The organism is Micromonospora sp. RHAY321 (genome assembly GCF_023896955.1).
Classification (GTDB): Bacteria; Actinomycetota; Actinomycetes; order Mycobacteriales; family Micromonosporaceae; genus Micromonospora.
The window spans coordinates 75,986-96,073 of sequence record NZ_JAMHIW010000007.1 but is presented as its reverse complement, the minus strand read 5'-3'; the positions used below and the strand labels follow the sequence as shown (position 1 = coordinate 96,073).

18 protein-coding genes are annotated in these 20,088 nt (G+C 73.0%); 8 read left to right on the top strand and 10 right to left on the bottom strand.

The features are described from left to right. Positions 1 to 231: 231 nt before the first annotated feature. From M8C17_RS17555 to M8C17_RS17545, 3 genes are all read left to right on the top strand, one after another. Positions 232 to 1,212, top strand: a complete 981-nt coding sequence (locus M8C17_RS17555; protein WP_252417571.1) for an SRPBCC family protein — start codon at positions 232 to 234, stop codon at positions 1,210 to 1,212. 7 nt (positions 1,213 to 1,219) lie between these two features. Further along, positions 1,220 to 2,395: a zinc-dependent alcohol dehydrogenase gene (locus M8C17_RS17550; protein WP_252417570.1), complete on the top strand. Its 1,176-nt coding sequence runs from the start codon at positions 1,220 to 1,222 to the stop codon at positions 2,393 to 2,395. 94 nt (positions 2,396 to 2,489) lie between these two features. Continuing rightward, positions 2,490 to 3,698, top strand: a complete 1,209-nt coding sequence (locus M8C17_RS17545) for a low temperature requirement protein A (RefSeq protein ID WP_252417569.1) — start codon at positions 2,490 to 2,492, stop codon at positions 3,696 to 3,698. A 48-nt stretch (positions 3,699 to 3,746) separates the two neighbouring features. On the opposite strand, the gene M8C17_RS32165 is transcribed toward M8C17_RS17545, so the two are convergent. The 6 genes from M8C17_RS32165 to M8C17_RS17515 form a co-directional block, all read right to left on the bottom strand. Continuing rightward, positions 3,747 to 4,481 (bottom strand): cellulose binding domain-containing protein, encoded by a 735-nt coding sequence (locus M8C17_RS32165; RefSeq protein ID WP_252417568.1) that lies wholly within the window; start codon positions 4,479 to 4,481, stop codon positions 3,747 to 3,749. 71 nt (positions 4,482 to 4,552) lie between these two features. Beyond that, positions 4,553 to 4,933 carry a DUF742 domain-containing protein gene (locus tag M8C17_RS17535; RefSeq protein WP_308209451.1) on the bottom strand — a complete coding sequence of 127 codons (381 nt, stop codon included), beginning with the start codon at positions 4,931 to 4,933 and terminating at the stop codon, positions 4,553 to 4,555. Then, on the bottom strand, positions 4,911 to 5,360 hold the full coding sequence (locus M8C17_RS17530; protein WP_252417567.1) for a roadblock/LC7 domain-containing protein: 450 nt from the start codon (positions 5,358 to 5,360) through the stop codon (positions 4,911 to 4,913). Before M8C17_RS17530 ends, M8C17_RS17535 begins: the two co-directional genes overlap by 23 nt. Then, entirely contained in the window at positions 5,357 to 7,366 is a 2,010-nt protein-coding gene (locus tag M8C17_RS17525) for a nitrate- and nitrite sensing domain-containing protein (protein ID WP_252417566.1), read from the bottom strand. The genes M8C17_RS17530 and M8C17_RS17525 overlap by 4 nt, the downstream gene beginning before the upstream one ends. A 40-nt stretch (positions 7,367 to 7,406) precedes the next feature. Next, complete coding sequence (locus tag M8C17_RS17520; RefSeq protein ID WP_252417565.1) at positions 7,407 to 9,974, bottom strand: LuxR C-terminal-related transcriptional regulator; 2,568 nt, start codon at positions 9,972 to 9,974, stop codon at positions 7,407 to 7,409. Positions 9,975 to 9,979: 5 nt separating this feature from the next. Next, positions 9,980 to 11,245 (bottom strand): Hsp70 family protein, encoded by a 1,266-nt coding sequence (locus M8C17_RS17515; RefSeq protein ID WP_252417564.1) that lies wholly within the window; start codon positions 11,243 to 11,245, stop codon positions 9,980 to 9,982. Positions 11,246 to 11,543: 298 nt separating this feature from the next. On the opposite strand from M8C17_RS17515, the gene M8C17_RS17510 reads away from it, so the two are divergent. From M8C17_RS17510 to M8C17_RS17500, 3 genes are all read left to right on the top strand, one after another. Further along, positions 11,544 to 12,434 carry an IniB N-terminal domain-containing protein gene (locus M8C17_RS17510; protein WP_252417563.1) on the top strand — a complete coding sequence of 297 codons (891 nt, stop codon included), beginning with the start codon at positions 11,544 to 11,546 and terminating at the stop codon, positions 12,432 to 12,434. 115 nt (positions 12,435 to 12,549) lie between these two features. After that, a complete protein-coding gene (locus M8C17_RS17505; RefSeq protein ID WP_252417720.1) occupies positions 12,550 to 14,406 on the top strand; it encodes a dynamin family protein in 1,857 nt (618 codons plus the stop codon). Then, the gene (locus tag M8C17_RS17500) at positions 14,403 to 15,863 is read left to right on the top strand and encodes a GTP-binding protein (protein ID WP_252417562.1); all 1,461 of its coding nucleotides are present in this window, start codon (positions 14,403 to 14,405) and stop codon (positions 15,861 to 15,863) included. The genes M8C17_RS17505 and M8C17_RS17500 overlap by 4 nt, the downstream gene beginning before the upstream one ends. 56 nt (positions 15,864 to 15,919) lie before the next feature. Here the strand turns inward: M8C17_RS17500 and M8C17_RS17495 are convergent, their stop codons facing one another. The 3 genes from M8C17_RS17495 to M8C17_RS17485 all read right to left on the bottom strand — a co-directional run bounded on the left by M8C17_RS17495 (position 15,920) and on the right by M8C17_RS17485 (position 17,755). After that, positions 15,920 to 16,273 (bottom strand): TraR/DksA C4-type zinc finger protein, encoded by a 354-nt coding sequence (locus M8C17_RS17495; protein WP_252417561.1) that lies wholly within the window; start codon positions 16,271 to 16,273, stop codon positions 15,920 to 15,922. Positions 16,274 to 16,323: 50 nt separating this feature from the next. Further along, complete coding sequence (locus tag M8C17_RS17490) at positions 16,324 to 16,764, bottom strand: hypothetical protein (protein WP_252417560.1); 441 nt, start codon at positions 16,762 to 16,764, stop codon at positions 16,324 to 16,326. Between the two features lie 154 nt (positions 16,765 to 16,918). Next, complete coding sequence (locus tag M8C17_RS17485) at positions 16,919 to 17,755, bottom strand: alpha/beta fold hydrolase (RefSeq protein WP_252417559.1); 837 nt, start codon at positions 17,753 to 17,755, stop codon at positions 16,919 to 16,921. A 63-nt stretch (positions 17,756 to 17,818) separates the two neighbouring features. Here M8C17_RS17485 and M8C17_RS17480 point away from each other — a divergent pair, with 63 nt between their 5' ends. Both M8C17_RS17480 and M8C17_RS17475 read left to right on the top strand, forming a co-directional pair. Further along, positions 17,819 to 18,520 (top strand): TetR/AcrR family transcriptional regulator, encoded by a 702-nt coding sequence (locus M8C17_RS17480; protein ID WP_252417558.1) that lies wholly within the window; start codon positions 17,819 to 17,821, stop codon positions 18,518 to 18,520. A 173-nt stretch (positions 18,521 to 18,693) separates the two neighbouring features. After that, positions 18,694 to 19,056 (top strand): hypothetical protein, encoded by a 363-nt coding sequence (locus tag M8C17_RS17475; RefSeq protein WP_252417557.1) that lies wholly within the window; start codon positions 18,694 to 18,696, stop codon positions 19,054 to 19,056. Between the two features lie 107 nt (positions 19,057 to 19,163). Here the strand turns inward: M8C17_RS17475 and M8C17_RS17470 are convergent, their stop codons facing one another. After that, complete coding sequence (locus M8C17_RS17470; RefSeq protein ID WP_252417556.1) at positions 19,164 to 20,021, bottom strand: SDR family oxidoreductase; 858 nt, start codon at positions 20,019 to 20,021, stop codon at positions 19,164 to 19,166. Between the last annotated feature and the right edge of the window lie 67 nt (positions 20,022 to 20,088).

Here is a 20,088-nt window from a genome sequence, read left to right as displayed (position 1 = left end):
CACCGCCCCGACACGACACCGACACCGGCACCGACACCGGCACGACACGCCCGCGGGCGGTGGAGAGCGCCGCGGCGGATTGTCGATCGCCCGGGGTCATCTTCCCAGTCAGCCGGCGGGGACGGCCTCCGGCTGATCTGCTGGTGAGGTGCGGGCCGGTACCCCCTCAGCGGCTCGACGTCAGGCGACGGCCCCGGACACGGCGCGGCCGTCACGGCAGAAGGGGTGATCATGGCAAGAACCACGATGGGTGTCCGCTCGGTGACGGACAGCCTGGGCATCGAGCGGGCCGGTCGGGACCGTGGATCGGAGGGACTCGCCCGGTTCCTGGGCTGGGTCAGCCTCGGGCTGGGAGTGGCCACCCTCGCGCGCCGGGAGCAGGTCAGCCGACTGTGCGGGGTCGACGACTCGCCCACCGCGCGGCAGGTCCTCGCGGTGGCCGGGGTACGGGAGCTGGGCCACGCCGCCGCGCTGTTGATTCCCCGGCGGGCGGGCTGGGGAGCGTGGAGCAGGGTCGCGGGCGACGTGCTCGACCTCGCCGCCGCCGGTCAGGCGATGAAGGATCGGTGTGGCGAACGGCGCCAGCGCCTGACGTACACGACCTGGGCGTTGGCCGGAATCACCGCGCTGGACCTGTACACGGCGGTGCGGACCACCCGGGGACGACGCCTGCGGGAGGCGAACCGGGTGTACGCGTCGGTGACGATCAACCGCAGTGCCGCGGACGCCTACCGGTTCTGGCACGACTTCGAGAACCTGCCGCGCTTCATGTCCCACCTCCAGTCCGTCCGGACGACCGGTGACCGGCGGTCGCGCTGGACGGCGAAGGCACCGGCCGGGCGCAGCGTCAGCTGGGACGCGGAGATCGTTGACGACCGCCCCGGTCAGCTCATCTCCTGGCGGTCGGTCGGCGGCGCCCGGGTTCCCAACTCGGGATCGGTGCGCTTCATCCCCGTCGCCGGCGGTCGCGGCACCGAGGTACGCATCGAGCTCGGCTACCGGGCGCCCGGCGGCGTCCTCGGCACCAGGGCCGCCAAGCTGTTCGGCGAGAACCCGCAGCAGCAGGTCTGCGACGACCTGCGCAGGTTCAAGCAGGTGATCGAGACCGGTGAGATCACCCGCTCTGACGGCAGCCCGGACGGCAGCAACGTCCAGCAACAGGTGAAGCAGCGCCCGGCTCAGCCGCTGGCGACCCGCGGGTCCGGAAGGTAGGACGACCATGAGAGCCAACTGCTGGATCGCGCCCAACAAGGTAGCGGTCAAGAACGTGCCCGACCCGCAGATCCTCAACCCGCGCGACGCCGTCGTGCGGATCACCTCGACCGCGATCTGCGGCTCCGACCTGCACCTTCTGCACGGCTACATCCCGGCGATGAAGAAGGGGGACGTGCTCGGTCACGAGTTCATGGGCGAGGTCGTGGAGTTGGGCCCGGGCGTACGGGACGGCCTGCGCATCGGTGACCGGGTGGTGGTGGCCTTCCCGATCGCGTGCGGCAACTGCGCCTCCTGCGAGCGCGGCCTCTACTCGATCTGCGAGAACTCCAACCCCAACGCGGCGATAGCGGAGAAGGTCATGGGCCACTCGCCCGCCGGCATCTTCGGCTACTCGCACCTGCTCGGCGGCTACGCGGGCGGCCAGGCGCAGTACGCCCGGGTGCCCTACGCCGACGTCGGCACCATCAAGATCGGGGACGACCTGCCGGACGAGAAGGTGCTGTTCCTGTCCGACGTGCTGCCCACCGGCTACATGGCCGCCGAGATGTGCGACATCAAACGCGGCGACACCATCGCGATCTGGGGTGCCGGGCCGGTCGGCCAGTTCGCGGCCGCCAGCGCCCTCCTGCTCGGCGCGGAACGGGTCATCGTCATCGACCGGTTCCCCTACCGCCTGCGGATCGCCCGCGAGAACACCGGCGCGGAGACCATCAACTACGAGCAGACCGACGTGCTGGACGCGCTGCGGGAGATGACGGCCGGACGCGGGCCGGACGCCTGCATCGACGCCGTCGGCATGGAGGGACACCACGCGTCGGCCGCACTGCACGCGTACGACAGGGCCAAGCAGGCGACGAAGGTGGAGACCGACCGTCCGCACGCGCTGCGGGAGGCGGTGTTGAGCTGCCGCAACGGTGGCACCATCTCGGCGATAGGCGCCTACGGCGGCTTCATCGACAAGTTCCCGATGGGCTCGTTCATGAACCGCTCGCTGACCATGCGGTCCGGGCAGGCGCACGTGCAGCGCTACATGCGGCCGCTCCTGGAGCGGATCCGCAAGGGCGAGATCGACCCGAGCTTCATCATCACCCACACCATGCGGCTGGACGACGCTCCGCACGGCTTCGACATCTTCAAGAACAAGCAGGACGAATGCCTGAAGGTGGTGCTCAAGCCGTAACGGCGGGAGGTGGGCGTCGGGACGGGCGCGGCGGGTCCCAGCTGAGGTGGCCCGCCGCCCCGCACACCCCGCGCGCGACGCACCTTCCACGCCGATGACCGCGTCCGGTGACCGGGGGCTGCTGCGCAGCGCGGCCAGCCCCGAACGGGCCACCTTCCTGGAGCTCTTTCTCGACCTGGTCTTCGTCTTCGCGCTCACCCGCATCTCGGCGCGGTTGATCGCGGACTTCACCGGCGGGCAGCGAGGCGTACCCGCCGGCATCGGTCAGGCCCTGCTGCTCTTCCTGGCGCTGTGGGCGCTCTGGTCACTGACGGTCTGGTCGACCAGTTGGCTGGAGCCGGAGACGCCGATAGTCCAGACCGTCGTCATCATGACGTTGGTCGGCGCCATGGTGATGGCCGTCGCGGTGCCCGACGGCTTCGGCGAGCGGGCCCCTCTCTTCGCCGTCACGTTCGTGACCCTCCAGATCGGCCGGGTGGTGTATTTCCACCTCGTCGGACACGGCCAACCGAATTCGCGGCAAACCATACGGGTCCTGTTCTGGCTCTGCATGAGCGCGCCGCTCTGGACCGTTGGCGGGCTGGTCCAGGAGGGCACGATCCGCGGGCCGCTCTGGACCGTCGCGGTGCTCGTCGACTACACCGGACTGCTCCTCGGGTGGCCGACCCCCCGGCTCGGTGCGCAACGGCTCGGCGCCGGCAGGCTGGCGGCCGGGCACCTGGCCGAGCGGTACCAACAGTTTCTCCTCATCGCGCTCGGCGAGGCGATCTTCGTCATCGGGCTCACCTTCAGCGGCAGCGGGTTCCACGCCGAGCAGACACTCGGTTTCGCGCTGGCGCTGGCGCTGGCCAGCACCGTCCTGCTCTGGCGGATCTACTTCCACCGGGCGGGACGGGTGCTGGGCGAGGCCATCAGCCGCTCCCGGAACGCCGCTCGACTCGCCACCGAGATGGCGTTCGCCCACCTGATCATGATCGCCGGGATCGTGCTGACCGGCGTGGGATTCGAGCTGTTCATCACCGAGCCGCTCACGGACCTCCCCGGGACCTGGCTCATCGCCATCTTCGGTGGTCCCGCACTCTTCCTCGCCGGCCGATCGGTCGTCGAGTTCCAGGTCTTCGGCCGCGTCTCCCGATCCCGGACAGGCGGCCTGCTGGCCCTCGGGCTGCTGGTGCCGGCAGCGCTTCCCCTGCCGCCGCTCGCCGCTGGTGCGGCCACCACCATCGTGCTGCTCGGCATCGCCATCGCGGACTGGCGACGCTCACCGCGCGGATCGGACGAAGAACCGGCCCCGCCGTTCTAGGGCGGTCCGTCGCGCTGGGGACGATCAGAAGGTGGTGGGGGAGGCCGGTCAGTCCGGCAGGCCGGCGCATGCGGCGCCGTTGACGGTGCACGCCGTGGGGGCGGAGCCGACCGTCGAGCCGTTCACCCGGAACGTCACCCGGACCGAGGCGCTGCCGGGCACCTGCCCGGCGCTGCCGTCCGGGACGAACGTCCACACGGCACCGTCCTGGCTGGCCCGCGCGCCCTCGACCGAGCTGACGCGCAGCGAATCCCGGGGCAGGGTGACGACCAGTGTCCACTCTGTCACCGGCACCGGTCCGGGATTGCTGATCGTCACGGCGGCACCGTAGCTGAGCAGGGCGTTCTCCGCGATGGCGAAGTCGGCGCGCAGGGGCGCCGGTATGGGGGAGGCCGTCGAGGCCGTCGACGGCGGCGGTGCGTGCGTGCTGGCCGACGGTTCGGCGGTGGGCGTGGCCGGCGGGGGAGTGGGCCTGGTCGGGCTCGTGGCCGCCGGTCTCGCCTGCGCCCGGGGCGTACCGGCCGGTGGCGTGCTCACCTGGTCGGTGGACGGTGACGGGTCGAGGGTCACCGGTGCCAGCCGTTCCGGCGTGCGCAGCACACCGACGACGGAGACCGCCGTCGCGACCAGCACCCCGAGCGCCGCGATCACGGCCACCCAGGTGGCCCGTGAGCCGTCGCCGCGACCGGTGAACGCCCGCTTGACGGCCGAGGCGATGGCCACGACCCGGTCCAGCAGAATGATCGCCGCGGTACGCCGTGGCTGGGGCGGTGTTGCCGGCACTACCTGTCTCCCCTTCAGTTCGTCCCGGACGCGCGCCTGCGACCTCCCGGGTCGCCTCGGCACCCGCCCGCTTACAGCGCGCGAAGCCCGACGAGGATCGCCTTGAGCAGATCCTCGGACGGCAGCTCCGACAGCGTCGGCGGTTCGTGCGTCTCGATCAGCCCAGCGGTGAGCAGGTCGCCGAGGAGGACCCGGACGGTGCCCAGGGGCAGATCCAGCTCGGCGGCGACCTCAGCCACCGACACTGGATGGTGACACAGCTCCACGATCCGCGCCTGTTCGGGGAAGAGCGGTGCGCGAGGCGTCACCGCCCGCCGGGCGACGACCAGCGAGATCAGGTCGAACCGCCCGCGCTCGGGCGCGGTGCGCCCACCGGTCATCGTGTACGGGCGGGCGACCGGGCCGGCGTCGTCGTCGTACCACGCCTCGTCAGCCGCGCCGGTGGTGTACACCAGAATCCCCGCTCATCGCCGAGGAGGCCGGTTCCAGGCGGACGGGCAGGTGTCGCTCGGCCTGCCCCACGAAAAGCGCCACCTCGTACGCCATGTCGCCGACCTCGGCGTCGTCCCCGGCGATCCGGACGGTGAGGATGGTCCCGTTCCGGATGGTGGCGACGAACAGGAACGCCCGCGACATCTGTACCACGATCTGACGCAGCTCGCCCGCGTCGCACGTCCGGGTGGTGGCCTGCCCCAGCGCCAGCAGGCCGGCGACCACACCGGAGATCTGCTCGGCCAGCTTCGCCCCGACGTGCCGGGAGGCGCCGAGCGGCAGACCGTCCGGGGAGAGGACCACAGCGAGCTCCGCGCCGTGCACCCGGTCGACCAGGCGGTCCAGGGCGCCGGTCAGGCTGTCGCTGGTGACCACTGCATGCGTCATCGATGTCTCCTTGTTGCTCTGGCGACCGGCAGCTCGACGGTCTCGGGGCCGGCGCTGCCGGCGTGGGGGCCGCTCGGCCCGGCTTGGCGGATCCGCGTCGGCAGCTCGCCGTGGCCGCCCGGGTCGGTCGCGCCGACGCCGTCCAGGTCCGGCGGGTAGGCGGGGGCGGGAGCCGACGTGGCCGCTCCGTCGCCGGTGCCGGGCCGTCCACCGCCGACGGCGCCGGTCGCCGTGACCAGGCCGGCCGGGAGCAGCACGATCGCGGCCGTCCCGCCGCGCTTGCTGGGACGCAGCGAGATCCGGGCGCCACAGCGGGCGGCGAGCACGGCGGCGGTGTACAGCCCCACCGGGCCGACGGGTGGTCCGTCCGGTGGTGGGTTGCCGAGCAGGTGGTTCGCCTCGGCCAGCGCGGTCGCGTCGAGGCCCGGTCCGTCGTCGACGACCACGATCGCGCAACCCTGCGGCCGGTGCTCCCCGGCGACACGGACGGTGGTCTCCGTCGACGAGAAGACGAGGGCGTTCTCGATCAGCTCCGCCAGCAGGTGGATGACGTCCGTGACGGCGGGACCCGCGAGCGACCACGGCCAGTGCGGCGCGATCAGAACCCGGTGGTAGTCCGGCACCTCGGCGACCGCGCCGCGCGCGATGTCGAGCAGTGGCACGGGGCGCCGCCACCGGCGGGCGGGCGTCGCGCCGCCGAGGGTGACCAGCTTCTCCACGTTGCGCCGGACGCGCGTGGTGAGGTGGTCGAGTTGGAACAGCTCGTCGGCCTCCTCGGCGGCCCGTTCCCGCCGCTGCATCCCGTCCAGCAGATTGAGCTGGTCGCGGAGCAGGACCTGGTTGCGTCGGGTCACCCGCAGGAACAGGTCCTGGGTGCGCTCCGCCGCCGTGGGACCCGGGGTCGGGACCGGGCCGACGTCCTCCGCGAGGCCGGGGTGGGTCAACGCGGTGCCGGTCGGGCCGGCCGGCGGCTGCCACCGGTCGGGGTCGGTGCCCGACCGGGCCAGCTCGCCGGTCAGCCGCCGGATCGTGCCGGCCCAGCTCAACAGGACCGCGATCACCGCGATGAGACCGAGCCCCACCACCGCGCCGGTACGCGCGACGATCACGGCCGCACCCGGCGTGGCGCGCTCGACACTGCTGCGGGCGGTGGCCGTCACCAGCTCGTGCAGGGCGCCGAGGGCGGCGTCCGCCGCGGCCCGCCAGTCGGGCATGGTGATCCCGCTCAGGGGGTCGGTGCCGCCGGTGCGCAGCAGTCTGTCCTCCAGGGCGAGCAGGCCCTCGAACCGGGGGTCCATCGTGAGTCCCTGCTCTCCGGGGCCGTCGATCGCCAGCCCGGCGGTCGCCTCGGCGCGTGCGTACCGCTGGTTGTTGACCAGCTCGGCCAGGCGACGCCGCTCGTCGGCACTGATCTGGTTGCCGGCCAGGGCGGCGCTGACCAGGGTGTCCTCCCGGGCGAGCAGCTCGCGGGCACGCGCCAACGCGATCACCGCGCGGGTGTCGGCCGCCAGCTCGCTCTCGTACGCGCCCCACTCCGGGCCGTAGACACCGAACGCCACGGTGACGAGCTGGTCGTAGCCGTCGGTCGCCTCGGCGCCGTCGAGTTGCTCGGCGTCCACCCTGGACCGGATGGCGCCCAGGCCGTTCAGTCGCCGGACCAGCGCGTCGGCCCGGTCGCGGACCGTTCCGGCGGTGAGCAGCCGCAGATCGGTGCCCTCGGTGAACGCGCGCACCTCGGCCGCCGCCCGGTCGGTCCCCTGGCGTGCGCCGTCCAGCGCCGTCCCCGCCCGCTCGCCCTGAGCGATCGTCTCGGCGGTGAGCCGGCGTTCGGCCTGGAGGCTCAGGATCAGCCGGTCGATCGGTTGGCCCAGGGTGTCCGCCAGAGCCCGTACCCGGAGCAGGTCGGCGGCGTCCTGGCCGGTCAGGTAGGCCGCGTACGACCAGAGTGTGACCAGCACGGCTGCCAGCGCGACGAGCCTGATCCGGATGGGCCGGTCCTCGGTCACGTTCCGCTCCGCTCGGTCCACCGGTGTCCACCGGGTCGTCTCATCGGGCCGACCGTCGCGGCCACGGCTGCCCGGCCGCGTTGCTGGCGCGGTCGGCGACGACGGTGCGCAGCAGAGCCAGCAGCTCCGCGCGGTTGGCGCAGTTCAGGCGGTTGCGCATCCGGGCCACATGGTGTTCCACCGTCTTGGCCGAGATGAAGAGCCGGTCGCCGATCTCCCGGTACGTCAGCCCGGCCAGCACCAACTCGGCCACCTCGTACTCGCGGTCGCTGAGCCCCTGCTGGGCGGGACCGGCGATGGCGTCGGCGACCTGGGGGGCGCCCTCGCCGGCCGGCGGCCGCTGCCCGCCGTTGGCGCCCGCCGGCCGGCCCTGGAGCACCCGGGCGCACTCCAGCAGCGTGGTCATCGCCCGCCGGTCCGAGGTCCGGATCGCGGCCTGCCCGGCGAGGCGGGCGCCGTCCCAGCACAGCCCGGTGTCGTGCAGACCTCGGGCGGCGGCCTCCACCCGGACCGGGTCGACCACGCCCCGGAGCACCTCCACCCAGCTCTCGGCGGCCGCGGCGACCACGGCCGCGTACCTGCTGTGGCCCGCGGCGGCCAGCAGGGCGGCGACGTGTTCGTCGGCGACAGAGGGCTCGTCGGTCAGGATCGCCGCGTGCAGCCCACTCCAGTGCAGCGGGACGCTCCACAGTGCCGGCTCGCCGAGCCGGCCGAGCAGCGACCGGCCCTCCCGCAGGTACGGATCGAGCCGGGCCAGGTCACCCAGCCGGGCGCCCGCGATGGCGAGCTCGCCCAGCGGCAGCAGCGTGAACAGGTCGACGGGGTGCCGGACCACCGCCTCCAACGCCTGCCCCCAGCCACGCTTGAGCGCGCCGAGGTCGCTGTTGCGCCGGCCGATGCCCATCCGCAGCGCGGCGGCGAAGAGCAAATCACGTGACTCCAACGGCCGGCCGTCGACCGTCACCGCGGCGAGGTGCTCGGCCGCGGCGTGCGTCTGGCCCCGGACCATCAGGATCCAGGCCTGCAGCAGCCGGTGGCGGCGGGCCATCAGGGGGCCGCCGACACCGGCCACCAGGGCCCGGTGCAGCACCCGCTCGGCGATCTCCAGCTCGCCACAGTGCACCGCCGTCAGGGCGGCCAGCGCCGCCGGGCTGTCCGGCAGGAGTGCCGCCCGCCCGGCCGGCTCCAGCAGCGCGGCGGCCTGCACGAGGGCGGAGAGCGCGGCCGTCGGTGGGCCGGTGACGCTCTCGCGTACCCCGTCGGCCATCAGCCGGGCGGCGCTGGCGTGCAGCGTCGGCGGTTCGCCGGCCGGTTCGCCGGCCGCGGGCTCGGCGGCGGCGGTCAGGTCGCCGGAGGCGAGCCCGCCGACGGTGGCGAACGCCACCGACGACGCGGTGCCCGACCAGCGGTACAGCTCCACGCTGCGCCCGACGTGCCCCCGGTGCGCCAGGGCGGTCGCGGCCACCATGGCAGCCTCGGTGCGGTCGATCGGCGCGGCCGTCATCAGCAGCCGGTCCGCCACCCGCAGGGCGTCGTCGAGGTTGCCGGCGAGCGCGGCGGCGAGCGCCTGCCGGGCGCTCGCCGGCAGGCCGGCAGCCGTGGCGGCGGCGAACAGTTCGGCGGCGAAGGCCGGCTCCTCGGCCAGCGCCTCCTCGGCGGCGGCCGCCAGGGTCGGGGCCGGGCAGTCGCCGAGCACACCGGCCGCGAGCAGCGAGCGGACCAGCGGCAGCACCGCGCCGCCCCGCGCGAGCTGAAGCTCGGTGAGCCTGCGCCAGACCGCGGCGCGATCGTTGGCCGGGCTGAGCGTGGTGACGGCCCGCCGCACGATCGGCGCGAGCCGGCCGTCGGCGCCGAGCAGCCCGGCCGCCCTGGTCAGGGCGATCAGTTCGTCGACGGCCTCCGGCTCGCGGCCCAGCAGCGCGCCGAGCATGCTCACCGGCAGCGGCACGCCCGCCGCGACGGCGAGCATCAGGCGTCGGACGTCGGAGGGCAGGACCTCCAGGTCCGGCCCGAACTCCAGGACGACCGACCGGGGCGGCTCGACGGGGCTGCCGTGCGGCACGCGCAGTCCACGGGCCAGCCGCTCGACGTCCCGGGGCACACCGCCGGTCTGCGCCTGTACGAAGTCCACCAGGTCACTCCGCCGACCCAGCTCGGGCGCGGCGTCGAGGTAGGCCGCCGTCTGCTCCCGGGTGAACGGGGTGAGCAGGACGGCCTGCCCGTCCCGGCGCAGGGTGTCGGCCAGCTCCATGAGGGCCGCCGACCGGGGCCACGGGCGGTGGGCGACCACGACGCGGTGCCGGCGGGTGGACACCAGGCGCAGCAGCTCCCCGAGCCGTGCGTCGTCGAGCAGGTGCGCGTCGTCGACCAGCAGCAGCGCGTCGGGGGCGACCGGGTCGCCGGGCTCGGGAGCGCCGGTGCGTACGGGGATCCCGGCGTGCTGGTGGACCCGCGCCAGTTCCGCGAGCAGTGCGGACTTGCCGTGGCCGCCCGGCCCCACCAGGCCGACGGTGAGTGGGCCGGTCGGGTCCTCCGAGACCGTGTCCAGCAGGGCCTTCGGCCCCTTGCCGAGGACCAGTCTGGATTCGGCGACATCATTCATGATCATTGTGGTCATCCTTCGCGTCCCCGGCTGAGAGACAGCGCCAGGCGGGACGCCTTCGGCAGGTCGAGTGGCAGGATCCGGACCGGGGGTCGGGGTGGCGGATCGCCCGGGACGGTGGTGTCGTGGTGGGGGCGGCGCGGCGCCGGAAGGGGTGCCCGGCCGGCGCCGCTGACCGGCGCCGCTTCGCGTACCGGCTCCGGACGGCGGGGACGCGGCGACACCACCTGGCAGGCCGCCCGCGCCGCACCGGTGGCGGCGGTCAGCTGCGAATCCGGCTCCACCTCGACGGGGACCGGAAGGGCCGCGCTGATCAGCTCGGTGACGAGCGGGATGCGGGTGGAGCCGCCGGCGAGCAGGACGCCGTCGAGCTGCGCCGGCTTCAGCCCGGCACCGCGCACGGTCCGGAGCAGGAGGTCGACGGTGGCCTGCACCGTCGGGCGGATCATGTCCTCGAACTGGGCACGGGTCACCGGAATCCGCGCCGGGCCGGTCGGCAGGGTCAGCACCACGTCGGCCGTCAGGTCGACGGTCAGCTCACGCTTGACCCGGTCACACTGCGACAGGAGCCCGCGCAGGGCGGCGTTGGTGTCGCGGCGTGCGGTGGTGGCCAGCTCCCGGGCCAGCACCGTTCGTACGTGCCCGGCCAGCGCCTCGTCGAAGTCGGCCCCGCCGATCGGGTCGAGGCCCTGGGGGGTGCCGAAGCTCTCGTACGTGCCCCGCGGGGTGCGCCGCACCAGCGCCGCCTCGAAGCTGTTGCCACCCAGCGCGTAGACAGCGGCCGTGCTGCCCCCGAACCCGTGCGCCGCGTGGCTCTCGGCCACCGTGACCGTGTGGGGCAGCAGCGTCACGTTGCGCAGGCCGAGGTCGAACAGCGCCCGGTGCAGCAACTCCCGCCGGTACGGTCGCCAGCTCGCCGGGTGGCTGAGCACGACCGCCTCGGCCGGGCCGCCCTCCAGCTCGTACACCCGCTCGACCACCCACGTCGCCAGCTCGGCGGTGAGCGTCTGCGGTGCGCACGGCTCGCCGCCGAGCAGCAGCGGCACGTCGTCGCCGATGCGGCGGACGAAGTCGCGCGTGGTGCGGCTGCCGTCGTCGGTCGTGGGCTCGCCGATGTGCAGGGAACCGTCCGTCGACAGGTACAACACCGAGGGTACGAGGGGTGTGCCGGCGTTCAGCGGCACCGCCTCGGGGCGCGTCCAGGTCGTACCCTGTCGCCGTGCGACGGCGGCGGCCGTGTTGGTGTTTCCGATGTCTATCCCCAGGACGTACGGCATCCGTCTCTTCTCTCCCCGTGAGGTGGCTGGCCGATGGCGATGGCGTCGGTGCTGCCCGACGACCCACCCCCGGCGAACCCCGCGGGCTCCTACGTTCGTACCAGAGATCGCCTCCCGCTCGGGACCCTAATCTGACCGGGACGGTTTCCCCCAGTCCCCCTAACGTAGGAGGTCCCCGGAGGCCCTAACGCGGCGGCACCGGATGCGGGTGCAGCCCCGATGCCCACGGCCGCTCCCCGCAATAACGTCACTGTCGACGAACGACGGTCGCCGACGCCAATCCGAGGAGAACCGGCACATGGACTCGAACCAGACCCTTCACGACTTCGTGCTCGACCTGCTGACCAACCCTGACGCGCGGTCGGCGTTCGACCTCGACCCGGAGGGTGCCCTGAACGCCGCGGGGCTCACCGACATCACCGCCGCCGACGTGCAGGACGTGGTTCCGCTCGTGGTCGACTACGCCCCGGGGCAGGGCCTCGCGCCGCTGGCCCCCGTCGGGCAGCTCGGGTTCGACCCGCTGGTCACCGACGCCACCGACGTGGTCGGTCAGCTGCAGAGCGTGGCGCAGCAGATCAGCATCACCAGCTCTCCCACCGGCCTGGACGTCAAGGCCGGCGTGCTGGGCGCCATCGCGGTCGACCCGGCGACCGTCGCCGCCGGGGTCACCGTGCTGCCCGGGATCGGCCTGGGTGTCGGTCCGAGCGGCCTCGACACCGACCTGACCGGCGTCAGCGACGTGGCCCACACCCTCGACGCCGACGTGGTGGCGCCGGTGGACGGCATCGTCGACCCGGTGATCGGTGATGTCACCGGCACGGTCGGCAACCCGGTCGGCGTGCTCGGCACCGGCGACCCGAGCCTGCTCGGCGGCGACCTGACCGGTGGTCTCATCTCCGGCACCACCGGTCAGCTCGACGGTGTCGTCGGCTCCCTCGGCGTCGACGACACCCTGGGCGGTCTGGGCCTGGGTCACGGTGGCGGTGTCGGCGGCGTGGTCCCGCCGCTCGACGTGCCGTCCGTCGTCGGTGGCGTGACGCACCAGGTGGACGGGCTCGTCCCCGGTGTCACCGGCACCGTCGGCGACGTGACCGGTGGGGTCACCGACGGTGTGCTCGGCGACTCGCACGACGGGGGGCACGCCTCGTCCGACAACGGACTGCTGGGCATCACCGGCGGTCTGCTCTGACGGGGATTCCCGGTAGGAGCGGAGGGCCGGATCGTCTCGGGCGATCCGGCCCTCTCGGGTTCCACAACCGGTCCCTCTTGATAATTGAGCCGAAATCCGCACACTTGGTGCGGTGATGGCCGGGATCTGGTTGGACGTGCTGGACGAAATCGCCCGGACGTGCACCACACACGGACGAGGCGACCTGCTGCAGACGGTGCGGCAGCGGCGTGCCCAACTGCTGGACCCGAAGCTCCGCGTCCTGGTCATCGGCGAGCCGAACCAGGGCAAGAGCCAGCTGATCAACGCGATCATCAACGCGCCGGCCTGCCCGGTCGGCGACGGCCGCACCACCGTCCTGCCGACGGTGGTGCAGCACGCCGCCGCCCCCAGCGCGGCCGTTGTCCAGGCGCCGCCTCCGGCCCCGGGCCGGCCCACCGGCGCCGCACCCGCGTCGATCGTCGAGCGAACCCCGGTGGCGCTCAACCAGGTCGCGGCGGGGGTGGCCGGCACGGTCGGGCGTCGGCCCGGTGGCGGCCCGGCGTACGTCGAGATCGGGCTGCCCCGTGCCCTGCTCGGTGGCGGACTGGTGCTGGTGGACACTCCCGGCACCGACGAGATCGCCACGCTCGGCAGTGCCGCACCGATCGCCGCTCCCACCCGCGCGGACACCGTGCTGCTGGTCTCCGACTCCACCCGGGAACTCTCGGTCACCGAGCTGAACATGCTGCTGCACGTCCTGCGCTCGCATCCGAACGTGGTCGTGGTGCAGAGCAAGACCGATCTCGTGGCTGACTGGCGTGCGGTGGCCGAGCGGAACCGACAGCACCTGGCCGAGGCCGGAGCTCCGGTGCCGCTGATCCCGGTCTCGGCGGCGCTGCGGCTGCGCGCCGCCGCGTCCGACGACCGCGCCCTCAACGCCGAGTCCGGTTTTCCCGCGCTGATCGCCCGGTTGCAGCGGGACCTGGCCGGCAAGTCCGACCAGCTGGCCAGGGCCTCGGTGCAGGGGGTGGCCCGGACGGTGGTGGAGCAGCTGGCCGCGCCGCTCCGCGCCGAGCTGGCGACCCAGGAGGCCGAGGAGCAGTCCGGGCCGATCTCCCGGCTGCACGCGGCCCAGCGTGAGGTCGACGAGCTGCGCCGCTGCTCCACCCGGTGGCAGAACACCCTCAACGACGAGATGGCGGACCTGCTCTCCGACATCGAGTACGACCTGCGCGACCGGACCCGCCAGATCCTGCGCACGGTGGACGAGGCGTTCGACACGGCCGATCCGTTGGTCGCCTGGGACACCTTCCAGGACTGGCTGGAGCGGAGCCTGGTGGAGGCGGCCGAGGCGAACCACGAATGGCTGATCCAGCGCTGCGACTGGATCGCCCGCCGGGTGGCCGCCAACTTCGCCCGGTACGGCTACGACGTGCTGCCGCCCTGGTCGATGACGATGCCGGAGGACTTCGGCGACCGGCTACCAGAGTTGGAACGGCCGAGGATCGACCGGTTCACCACCGGTCAGAAGCTGTTCACCGGCATGAAGGGCTCGTACGGCGGCATGCTGATGTTCGGTCTGGCGACGACGCTGGCCGGAATGCCGATGATCAACCCGGTCTCGGTCGGCATCGGTGCGCTCTTCGGCGGCAAGAGCATCCGCGACGAGAGCAAGCAGTTGCTCCGCCGTCGCCAGTCGACGGTCAAGACGGCGATCCAGCGGCACGTCGACGACTTCTTCGTCCGGATGATCCGTGACTGCCGGGACGCCACCCGCCAGGTGCAGCGGATGCTGCGGGACCACTTCACCGGGTTGACCGAGGAGTTGCAGGAGGCCATCGTCCAGTCGTTCCGTAGCGCGAAGCAGGAGGCCGACACCGATGTCGCCCTGCGCGAGCAGCGGCAGCGCGAGATCCGACTGAAGATGACCCGGTTGGCCGCGCTCTACGAGCAGGCCCAGCAGTTGAGCGGCGCCCGTTCCGCCCCGGTGCTGCTGGAGCCCCGGCCGTGACCGTCGGGATGAGGCTGGACGAGGCGGCGTGGGGGTTGCTGCACCAGGCCATCGACGTCTACCAGGGCAACCCCCGAGCCCTGGGGGAGTTGCGGCACCAGGTGGCCCGGCTGGAGCAACCGCTGCGGATCGCGGTCGCCGGCCCCTGGCGTTCCGGCAAGTCGACGGTGCTGAACGCGCTGATGGGCGAGGAGGTCGCGCCGGTCGAGGGCGCCGACGGCGTCTTCACCTGGTACGAGGACGGCGCCCAGCCCCGCGCCACCGCCTATCCGGCCGGTCAGCCTCCGCAGGAGCTGACGGTGCTCAAGTCGGCGACCGGGATGCGGGTGGATCTCGGCTGGCGGGCGGGGGAGGTGCGCGACATCGTGGTGCAGTGGCCGACCCGGGCACTGCGGCAGGTCACGCTGATCGACACCCCGGCGGTCACCGAGACCGGCGAGCAGGGCCACCCGCCGGTCATGGAGCGTGTGCTGCGGGACTCGGACGCGGTGTTGTACCTGACCCGCGACGGCCGTGACAGCGATCTGCGGGTGCTGGAGTCCAGTAGGGAGAGTGCCGTCGGCCAGGCCGCCCCGGTGAACGTGATCATGGTGCTGTCCCGGGCGGACGAGACCGGCGGCGGCCGCATCGACGGGCTGCTCACCGCCCGCCAGCTGGCCCGACGGCACCACCGGGATCCGCGGGTGAGTGCGCTCTGCGTGAACGTGGTGGCGTGCAGTGGGGCCATCGGCCTGGCGGGCCGGGTGCTCGGCGAGTCCGACTTCGCGGCGCTGGCGATGCTGGCCGGGGTGGCCCGACCGGAGTTGGAGGCCCACCTGCTCTCGGCCGACCGCTTCCTCCGGGGCGAGCTGCCGGTACGGCTGGAACCCGAGGTCCGCGCCGAACTGCTGGATCGGTTCGGGCTCTTCGGGATCCGGTTGGCGACCACCCTGGTCCGCTCCGGTTTCGACAGCCGGGTGAAGCTCTCCGCCGAACTCATCCGGCGCAGCGGTCTGACCGAGCTGCGTGAGGCGGTGACGCGCTGCTTCATCGACCGCCGGGACACCCTCAAGGCCCGGTCGGCGCTGGCCGCCGTGGAGGCCCTGCTGCGGGCCGAGCCCACGCGTGGCGCCGACGAGCTGGTCGGCGCGATCGAGCAGATCCTCGCCGGTGCGCACGAGTTCCGGGAGCTACGCCTGCTGGTGGCACTGCGGAACTCCCGGCTGGGGCTCGACGCCGAGCTGGTCGCCGAGGCGCAGCGGCTGATCGGGGGCGACGGGGTCGGGCTGGCCGCCCGGCTGGGTGTCGAGCACGAGGCGACGGTGCAGCGGCTCTGGGAGGTCGCCGCCGATGCGCAGTGGCGGTGGCGGGACCGGGCGGAGGATCCCCTGCTTCCGTTGGCTCAGCGGCGCGGAGCGCAGGTCGTCGTCCGCAGCTGTGAGGGGATGCTCGCCGAGCTGGCCGCGGGCGGTCGGTGACGTCGACGCCGCACCCGGCGACGGTCCGGCCGGTGGCTGCTGCGGCTGACGCGGTGTCACCTTCGGCCGGCGCAGGCCACACACGTACGGGCGGAGGGGCGGGCGACCAGCCGCTCAGCGGGAATCGGCCGTGAGCACCGCTCGCACACGCCGTACGTGCCGGCATCGACCCGTTGCAACGCGACGTCCAATTCGGCGAGGCGCCGGCGTGCCGCGTCCAGGACGGCCGTGAGCTGTGCCCGCTCGAACGCGATCGTGCTGCCCTCGGGGTCGTGCTCGTCATCGGCGTTGGACGACCGGGACGCCTCGAAGAGGCTCCGCAGATCGCCGTCCAGGGCTGTCGCCTGAGCCGCGGTTTCGTCGCGTAGCCGTAGCAGTGCCGCGCGGATCGAGCTGTCGTCCCTGTTCATGACCGTTCAACGGTACCGTGGTCATCCCGGCGGGCCGAGGTGTCGCCGGTCTACATGAAGTTGCGGGTGTGCAGAGCGGAGAGCGCGGCCGCCTCGTCGGCTCGGAAGCCCAGCCGTACCAGCCGGCGCTGCCGACCCTGGTCCATCGCGTGCTGCAGCTCCTGCACCCGGTCGAAGCCGGCGGACACGTCATCGGGGTGCCAGCCGCCCGCCGCGAGCACGACGAGCGCGTCGAAGACGTCCGCGTTGAGGCCGGCGGTGTCGATGAGCACGTCGTGGCGGCGGTGGATGGCGGCGCGCAGACGGTCGCGCAGCCGCGGGTCCACCGTGGCCTGGTGCTCCAGGTGCGCCATGCCGAACACCACGTGCCGGCGTTCGTCCTGCATGGCCAGCCAGCAGATCCGGCGGGTCACCGGGTCCGGGGCGTTCCGCTTCAGGAACGAGAGCAGGTCCACGAAACTGCGCTGGGCAGGTGCGGGTGCTCCACTCACCAGCCGACCGACTCGGTGGTGTGTTCCGGAGCCGCTGGGCGGGCCCACCGGTGGCCGTCGTGATGGCGCTGCGCGGGGCGTTCGGGCATGTCCGTCAGCCTAGCCAAGATCAATAATCGGGACCGGCCCCGCGCACCGTGCGCCAGATGGCCCGTCAGGTGCGGGGCGCGCGCTCCGGCGTCACCGGGGCCGTGAAGAAGTCGACGAGCGGCTCGACCATCCTCGGGTACGCCCGGTTGATGGCGTCGTGCCCGCTGCGGGGGATCGTCACCGTCCTGGCTCGGGGCAACGCGCGGGCCAACGCCTCGTTGGCGTCGACGTAGTAGGGCGGGCCGTCGGTGCCGCAGGCCAGGAGCACCTCGGCGGTCACTGCCTCCCACTGGCTGGCCGGGCCGTCGTGCGCCAGGATCAGAGCGGTCTCATCCAGCGTCATCGGCAGCAACTCGCCCATCGTGCGCCCGATCGGGGTACGCATGAACGCGCGGATGATGGCGACCCGCACGCCGAGGGGGAGCCTCACCGCCGCCATCTGCGGGTTGATGCCGGCGGCGGTGACGGCGAGGCCCCGGGCGATGTCGCCGCGACGCAGCGCCTCGCGGGCGGGCTCCAGCCACGCGGACGGCCAGCCGCCGTCGACGGAGATCGCGGCGTCATAGAGGGCGAGCCGTTCGATTGGCAGCCGGAGCGCGCTTTGGAGCGCGATGAAGCCGCCGGAGCTGTGGCCGATGACGTTGCCGGAGCCGGTGTGCTCCAGCACCGTGGCCAGGTCGTCGATCTCCTGGTCGAGCGTGTAGGGCGTCGACCTGGGTGGGGCGTCGGCCCGCCCCCGCCGGTTGTAGAGGTGCACGGTGAACCGGTCGGCGAGGGCCGTGGCCAACCGACGGTAGACGTCGATGGTGACCCCGCCGCCGTGCACCACGACGATGCCGGGTCCGCTGCCCGTGGAGTGCACCGCGATGCTGGCGCCGTCCCGTGCCGTGATCCGCTCCATGATCGGTCCGCCCTTCCGCGACGACATAAACTGCGAACGACGTTTGCAGTTTACAGTAGATCGGTGAGCGACGCACCCAGGAAGTCCGGTGGTGGTGACACCGACCGGCAGCCCATCTGGACCAGGCCCGAACGCGGCAGCCGAGGTCCCGCTCCCGCGCACAGCCGCGACGCCATCGTGGCGGCGGCCGTCGCGCTTGCCGACGCCCAGGGACTGGCCGCCGTGTCGATGCGTGCCGTCGCCACCGCGCTCGGCACCGGCGCCGGATCGCTCTACCGGTACCTGTCCTCACGGGACGACCTCCTGGACCTGATGGCCGACCGGGTCGTGGGGGAGCTGCGGCCCTACCCGCAGGCGGAGGGCGACTGGCTGGACGCCATGCTGCTGCTGGCCCGCCGGCAGTTGGCGCTGCACCGGAGCCACCCGTGGCTGCTCGATCTCAGTCACCGGACGTCCGGCATCGGCCCCGAGAGCCTGGCCTGGTTCGACAACTGCATCCGGATCCTGGAGCCCGTCGACTGCGCCGTCACCGTCAAGTTCGAGGCGATCGCGATGATGACCGGCGTGGTGAGCCTCTTCGCCCGGAGCGAGGCCGCCGCCGGGTCGTTCAGCCTCGCCGGCGCCGATCTGGCCGCGTACCCGCACCTGGTCTCGGCGTTCAGTCGGCCCTCCGCGCCCGCGCCCCGGGCGGATCTCTTCGAGCGGACCCTGCGCAGCCTGCTGACCGGGTTGCTCCTCACCGAGCCTCGGGACGCTGCCCGCTGACAACGGCGCGGGGTGCGCCACCAGCCGACGCTGTTGGGGCGTTCGCCTGCCCGACGTGGCGCCGGTTGTCTAGGTTTCGGTGGTGAGCCCTCCCGGGGGGTGATCTGGTCCATCGGGCCGTACGCGACGGCCGACGATGACGGCGAATTGCCGTGCGTGAGGGGTGTGTGGCCGTGTCAGACTCTGATCTTCCGAGCCTGCGGGAACGGGCCGCGAAGGGTGACCGGGACGCGGTCGACCAGCTCGTCGAGCTGGCCGGTGAGCGGGGTGACCTGGCCGAGCTGCGTCAGCTCGCCGAGGCCGGCAACGCCGACGCGGCGGCTCAGCTCGTCGAGCTGGCCAGTGAGCGTGGCGACATGGACGAGCTGCGGCGCCTGTCCGACCGGGGCGACCGGGACGCCACCGATCAGCTGGTCGAGCTGGCGGCCGAGCGGGTGGACCTCGCCGAGCTTCGACGGCTCGCCGACGGCGGCAACCGGGACGCGGCCGACGTCCTGGCCGAGCTGACCGACGAGGACGACGACGAGACGGAGTAGTGGACCGGGGTGTCTCCGGCAGGTGTCGACCGTGGGGGCTGCCGGAGCGCGGGCGGGCGACGGGTACGCACCCGTCGCCCGCCCGGCGTGTTCGTGGACGGAGCCGGTCAGGCGTGGGCGGCCCGGATGGCGTCGCGCAGCGGTGTGCTCGGGCGGCCGATCAGCCGGCTGAGGTCGTCGCTGTCGGTCACCAGCTCGCCGATGGCGATGGAGGTGTCGAGAGCGGCGACGAACCCGGCGGTGCCCGCGTCGAGCCCGACGTTCTCCAGGGCCGAGGCCAGCTCGGAGGCCGACAGGTCCTCGTGGACGACCGTGGTGCCGGTGACCTCCGTGACGGCGGCGGCCAGCTCGTCGAAGGTGAAGGCCGTCCCACCCAGCTCGTAGACGGCGTTGCCGTCCTCCTCGCGGGTCAGCGCCGCGACGGCTGCGGCGGCGTAGTCGGCCCGGGTGGCGGCCGAGATCTTGCTGCCGCCGGTGGCACCGCGGATCGTGCCGCTCTGCAGGTACTGCGGCAGCTGGTCGGTGTAGTTCTCCGTGTACCAGCTGTTGCGCAGGATCGTGTACGGCAGACCCGAGGCGGCGATGACCTGCTCGGTCGCCTTGTGCTCCGGCGCCAGGGGGTTCGTGGTGGTGTCCGCGCGCAGGATGCTCGTGTAGATCAGGCGCTCGACCCCGGCCAGCTTTGCCGCGTCGACGACCGCGGTGTGCTGGGCCACGCGCTGGCCGGGAGTGTCGCCGGAGATGAGCAGCAGGCGGCGTACGCCGGCCACCGCGCCGGGCAGCGTCGAGGGGTCGTCGTAGGTGGCCTTGCGGACCTCGACGCCGCGTGTGGCGAAGTCGGCCGCCTTCTCCGGGGTGCGGACGATGGCGGCGATCTCGGTGGCGGGTACGCCGGCGTCGAGCAGTTGCTCGATCACCAGGCGGCCCAGGCGGCCGGTGGCGCCGGTGACGGCATAGGTGGGCATGGAGACCTCCGGTGCAACGATGGCAAATCAGTAGGCACTTACTAATCTACAGTACATGCTAACCCGT

What these genes read in the sequence shown, in the direction of transcription:
- M8C17_RS17555 (WP_252417571.1), top strand. Translation starts at nt 232, where the DNA reads ATGGCAAGAACCACGATGGGTGTCCGCTCGGTGACGGACAGCCTGGGC.
- M8C17_RS17550 (WP_252417570.1), top strand. Translation starts at nt 1,220, where the DNA reads ATGAGAGCCAACTGCTGGATCGCGCCCAACAAGGTAGCGGTCAAGAAC.
- M8C17_RS17545 (WP_252417569.1), top strand. Translation starts at nt 2,490, where the DNA reads ATGACCGCGTCCGGTGACCGGGGGCTGCTGCGCAGCGCGGCCAGCCCC.
- M8C17_RS17530 (WP_252417567.1), bottom strand. Translation starts at nt 5,360, where the DNA reads ATGACGCATGCAGTGGTCACCAGCGACAGCCTGACCGGCGCCCTGGAC.
- M8C17_RS17520 (WP_252417565.1), bottom strand. Translation starts at nt 9,974, where the DNA reads ATGATCATGAATGATGTCGCCGAATCCAGACTGGTCCTCGGCAAGGGG.
- M8C17_RS17515 (WP_252417564.1), bottom strand. Translation starts at nt 11,245, where the DNA reads ATGCCGTACGTCCTGGGGATAGACATCGGAAACACCAACACGGCCGCC.
- M8C17_RS17510 (WP_252417563.1), top strand. Translation starts at nt 11,544, where the DNA reads ATGGACTCGAACCAGACCCTTCACGACTTCGTGCTCGACCTGCTGACC.
- M8C17_RS17505 (WP_252417720.1), top strand. Translation starts at nt 12,550, where the DNA reads ATGGCCGGGATCTGGTTGGACGTGCTGGACGAAATCGCCCGGACGTGC.
- M8C17_RS17495 (WP_252417561.1), bottom strand. Translation starts at nt 16,273, where the DNA reads ATGAACAGGGACGACAGCTCGATCCGCGCGGCACTGCTACGGCTACGC.
- M8C17_RS17485 (WP_252417559.1), bottom strand. Translation starts at nt 17,755, where the DNA reads ATGGAGCGGATCACGGCACGGGACGGCGCCAGCATCGCGGTGCACTCC.
- M8C17_RS17470 (WP_252417556.1), bottom strand. Translation starts at nt 20,021, where the DNA reads ATGCCCACCTATGCCGTCACCGGCGCCACCGGCCGCCTGGGCCGCCTG.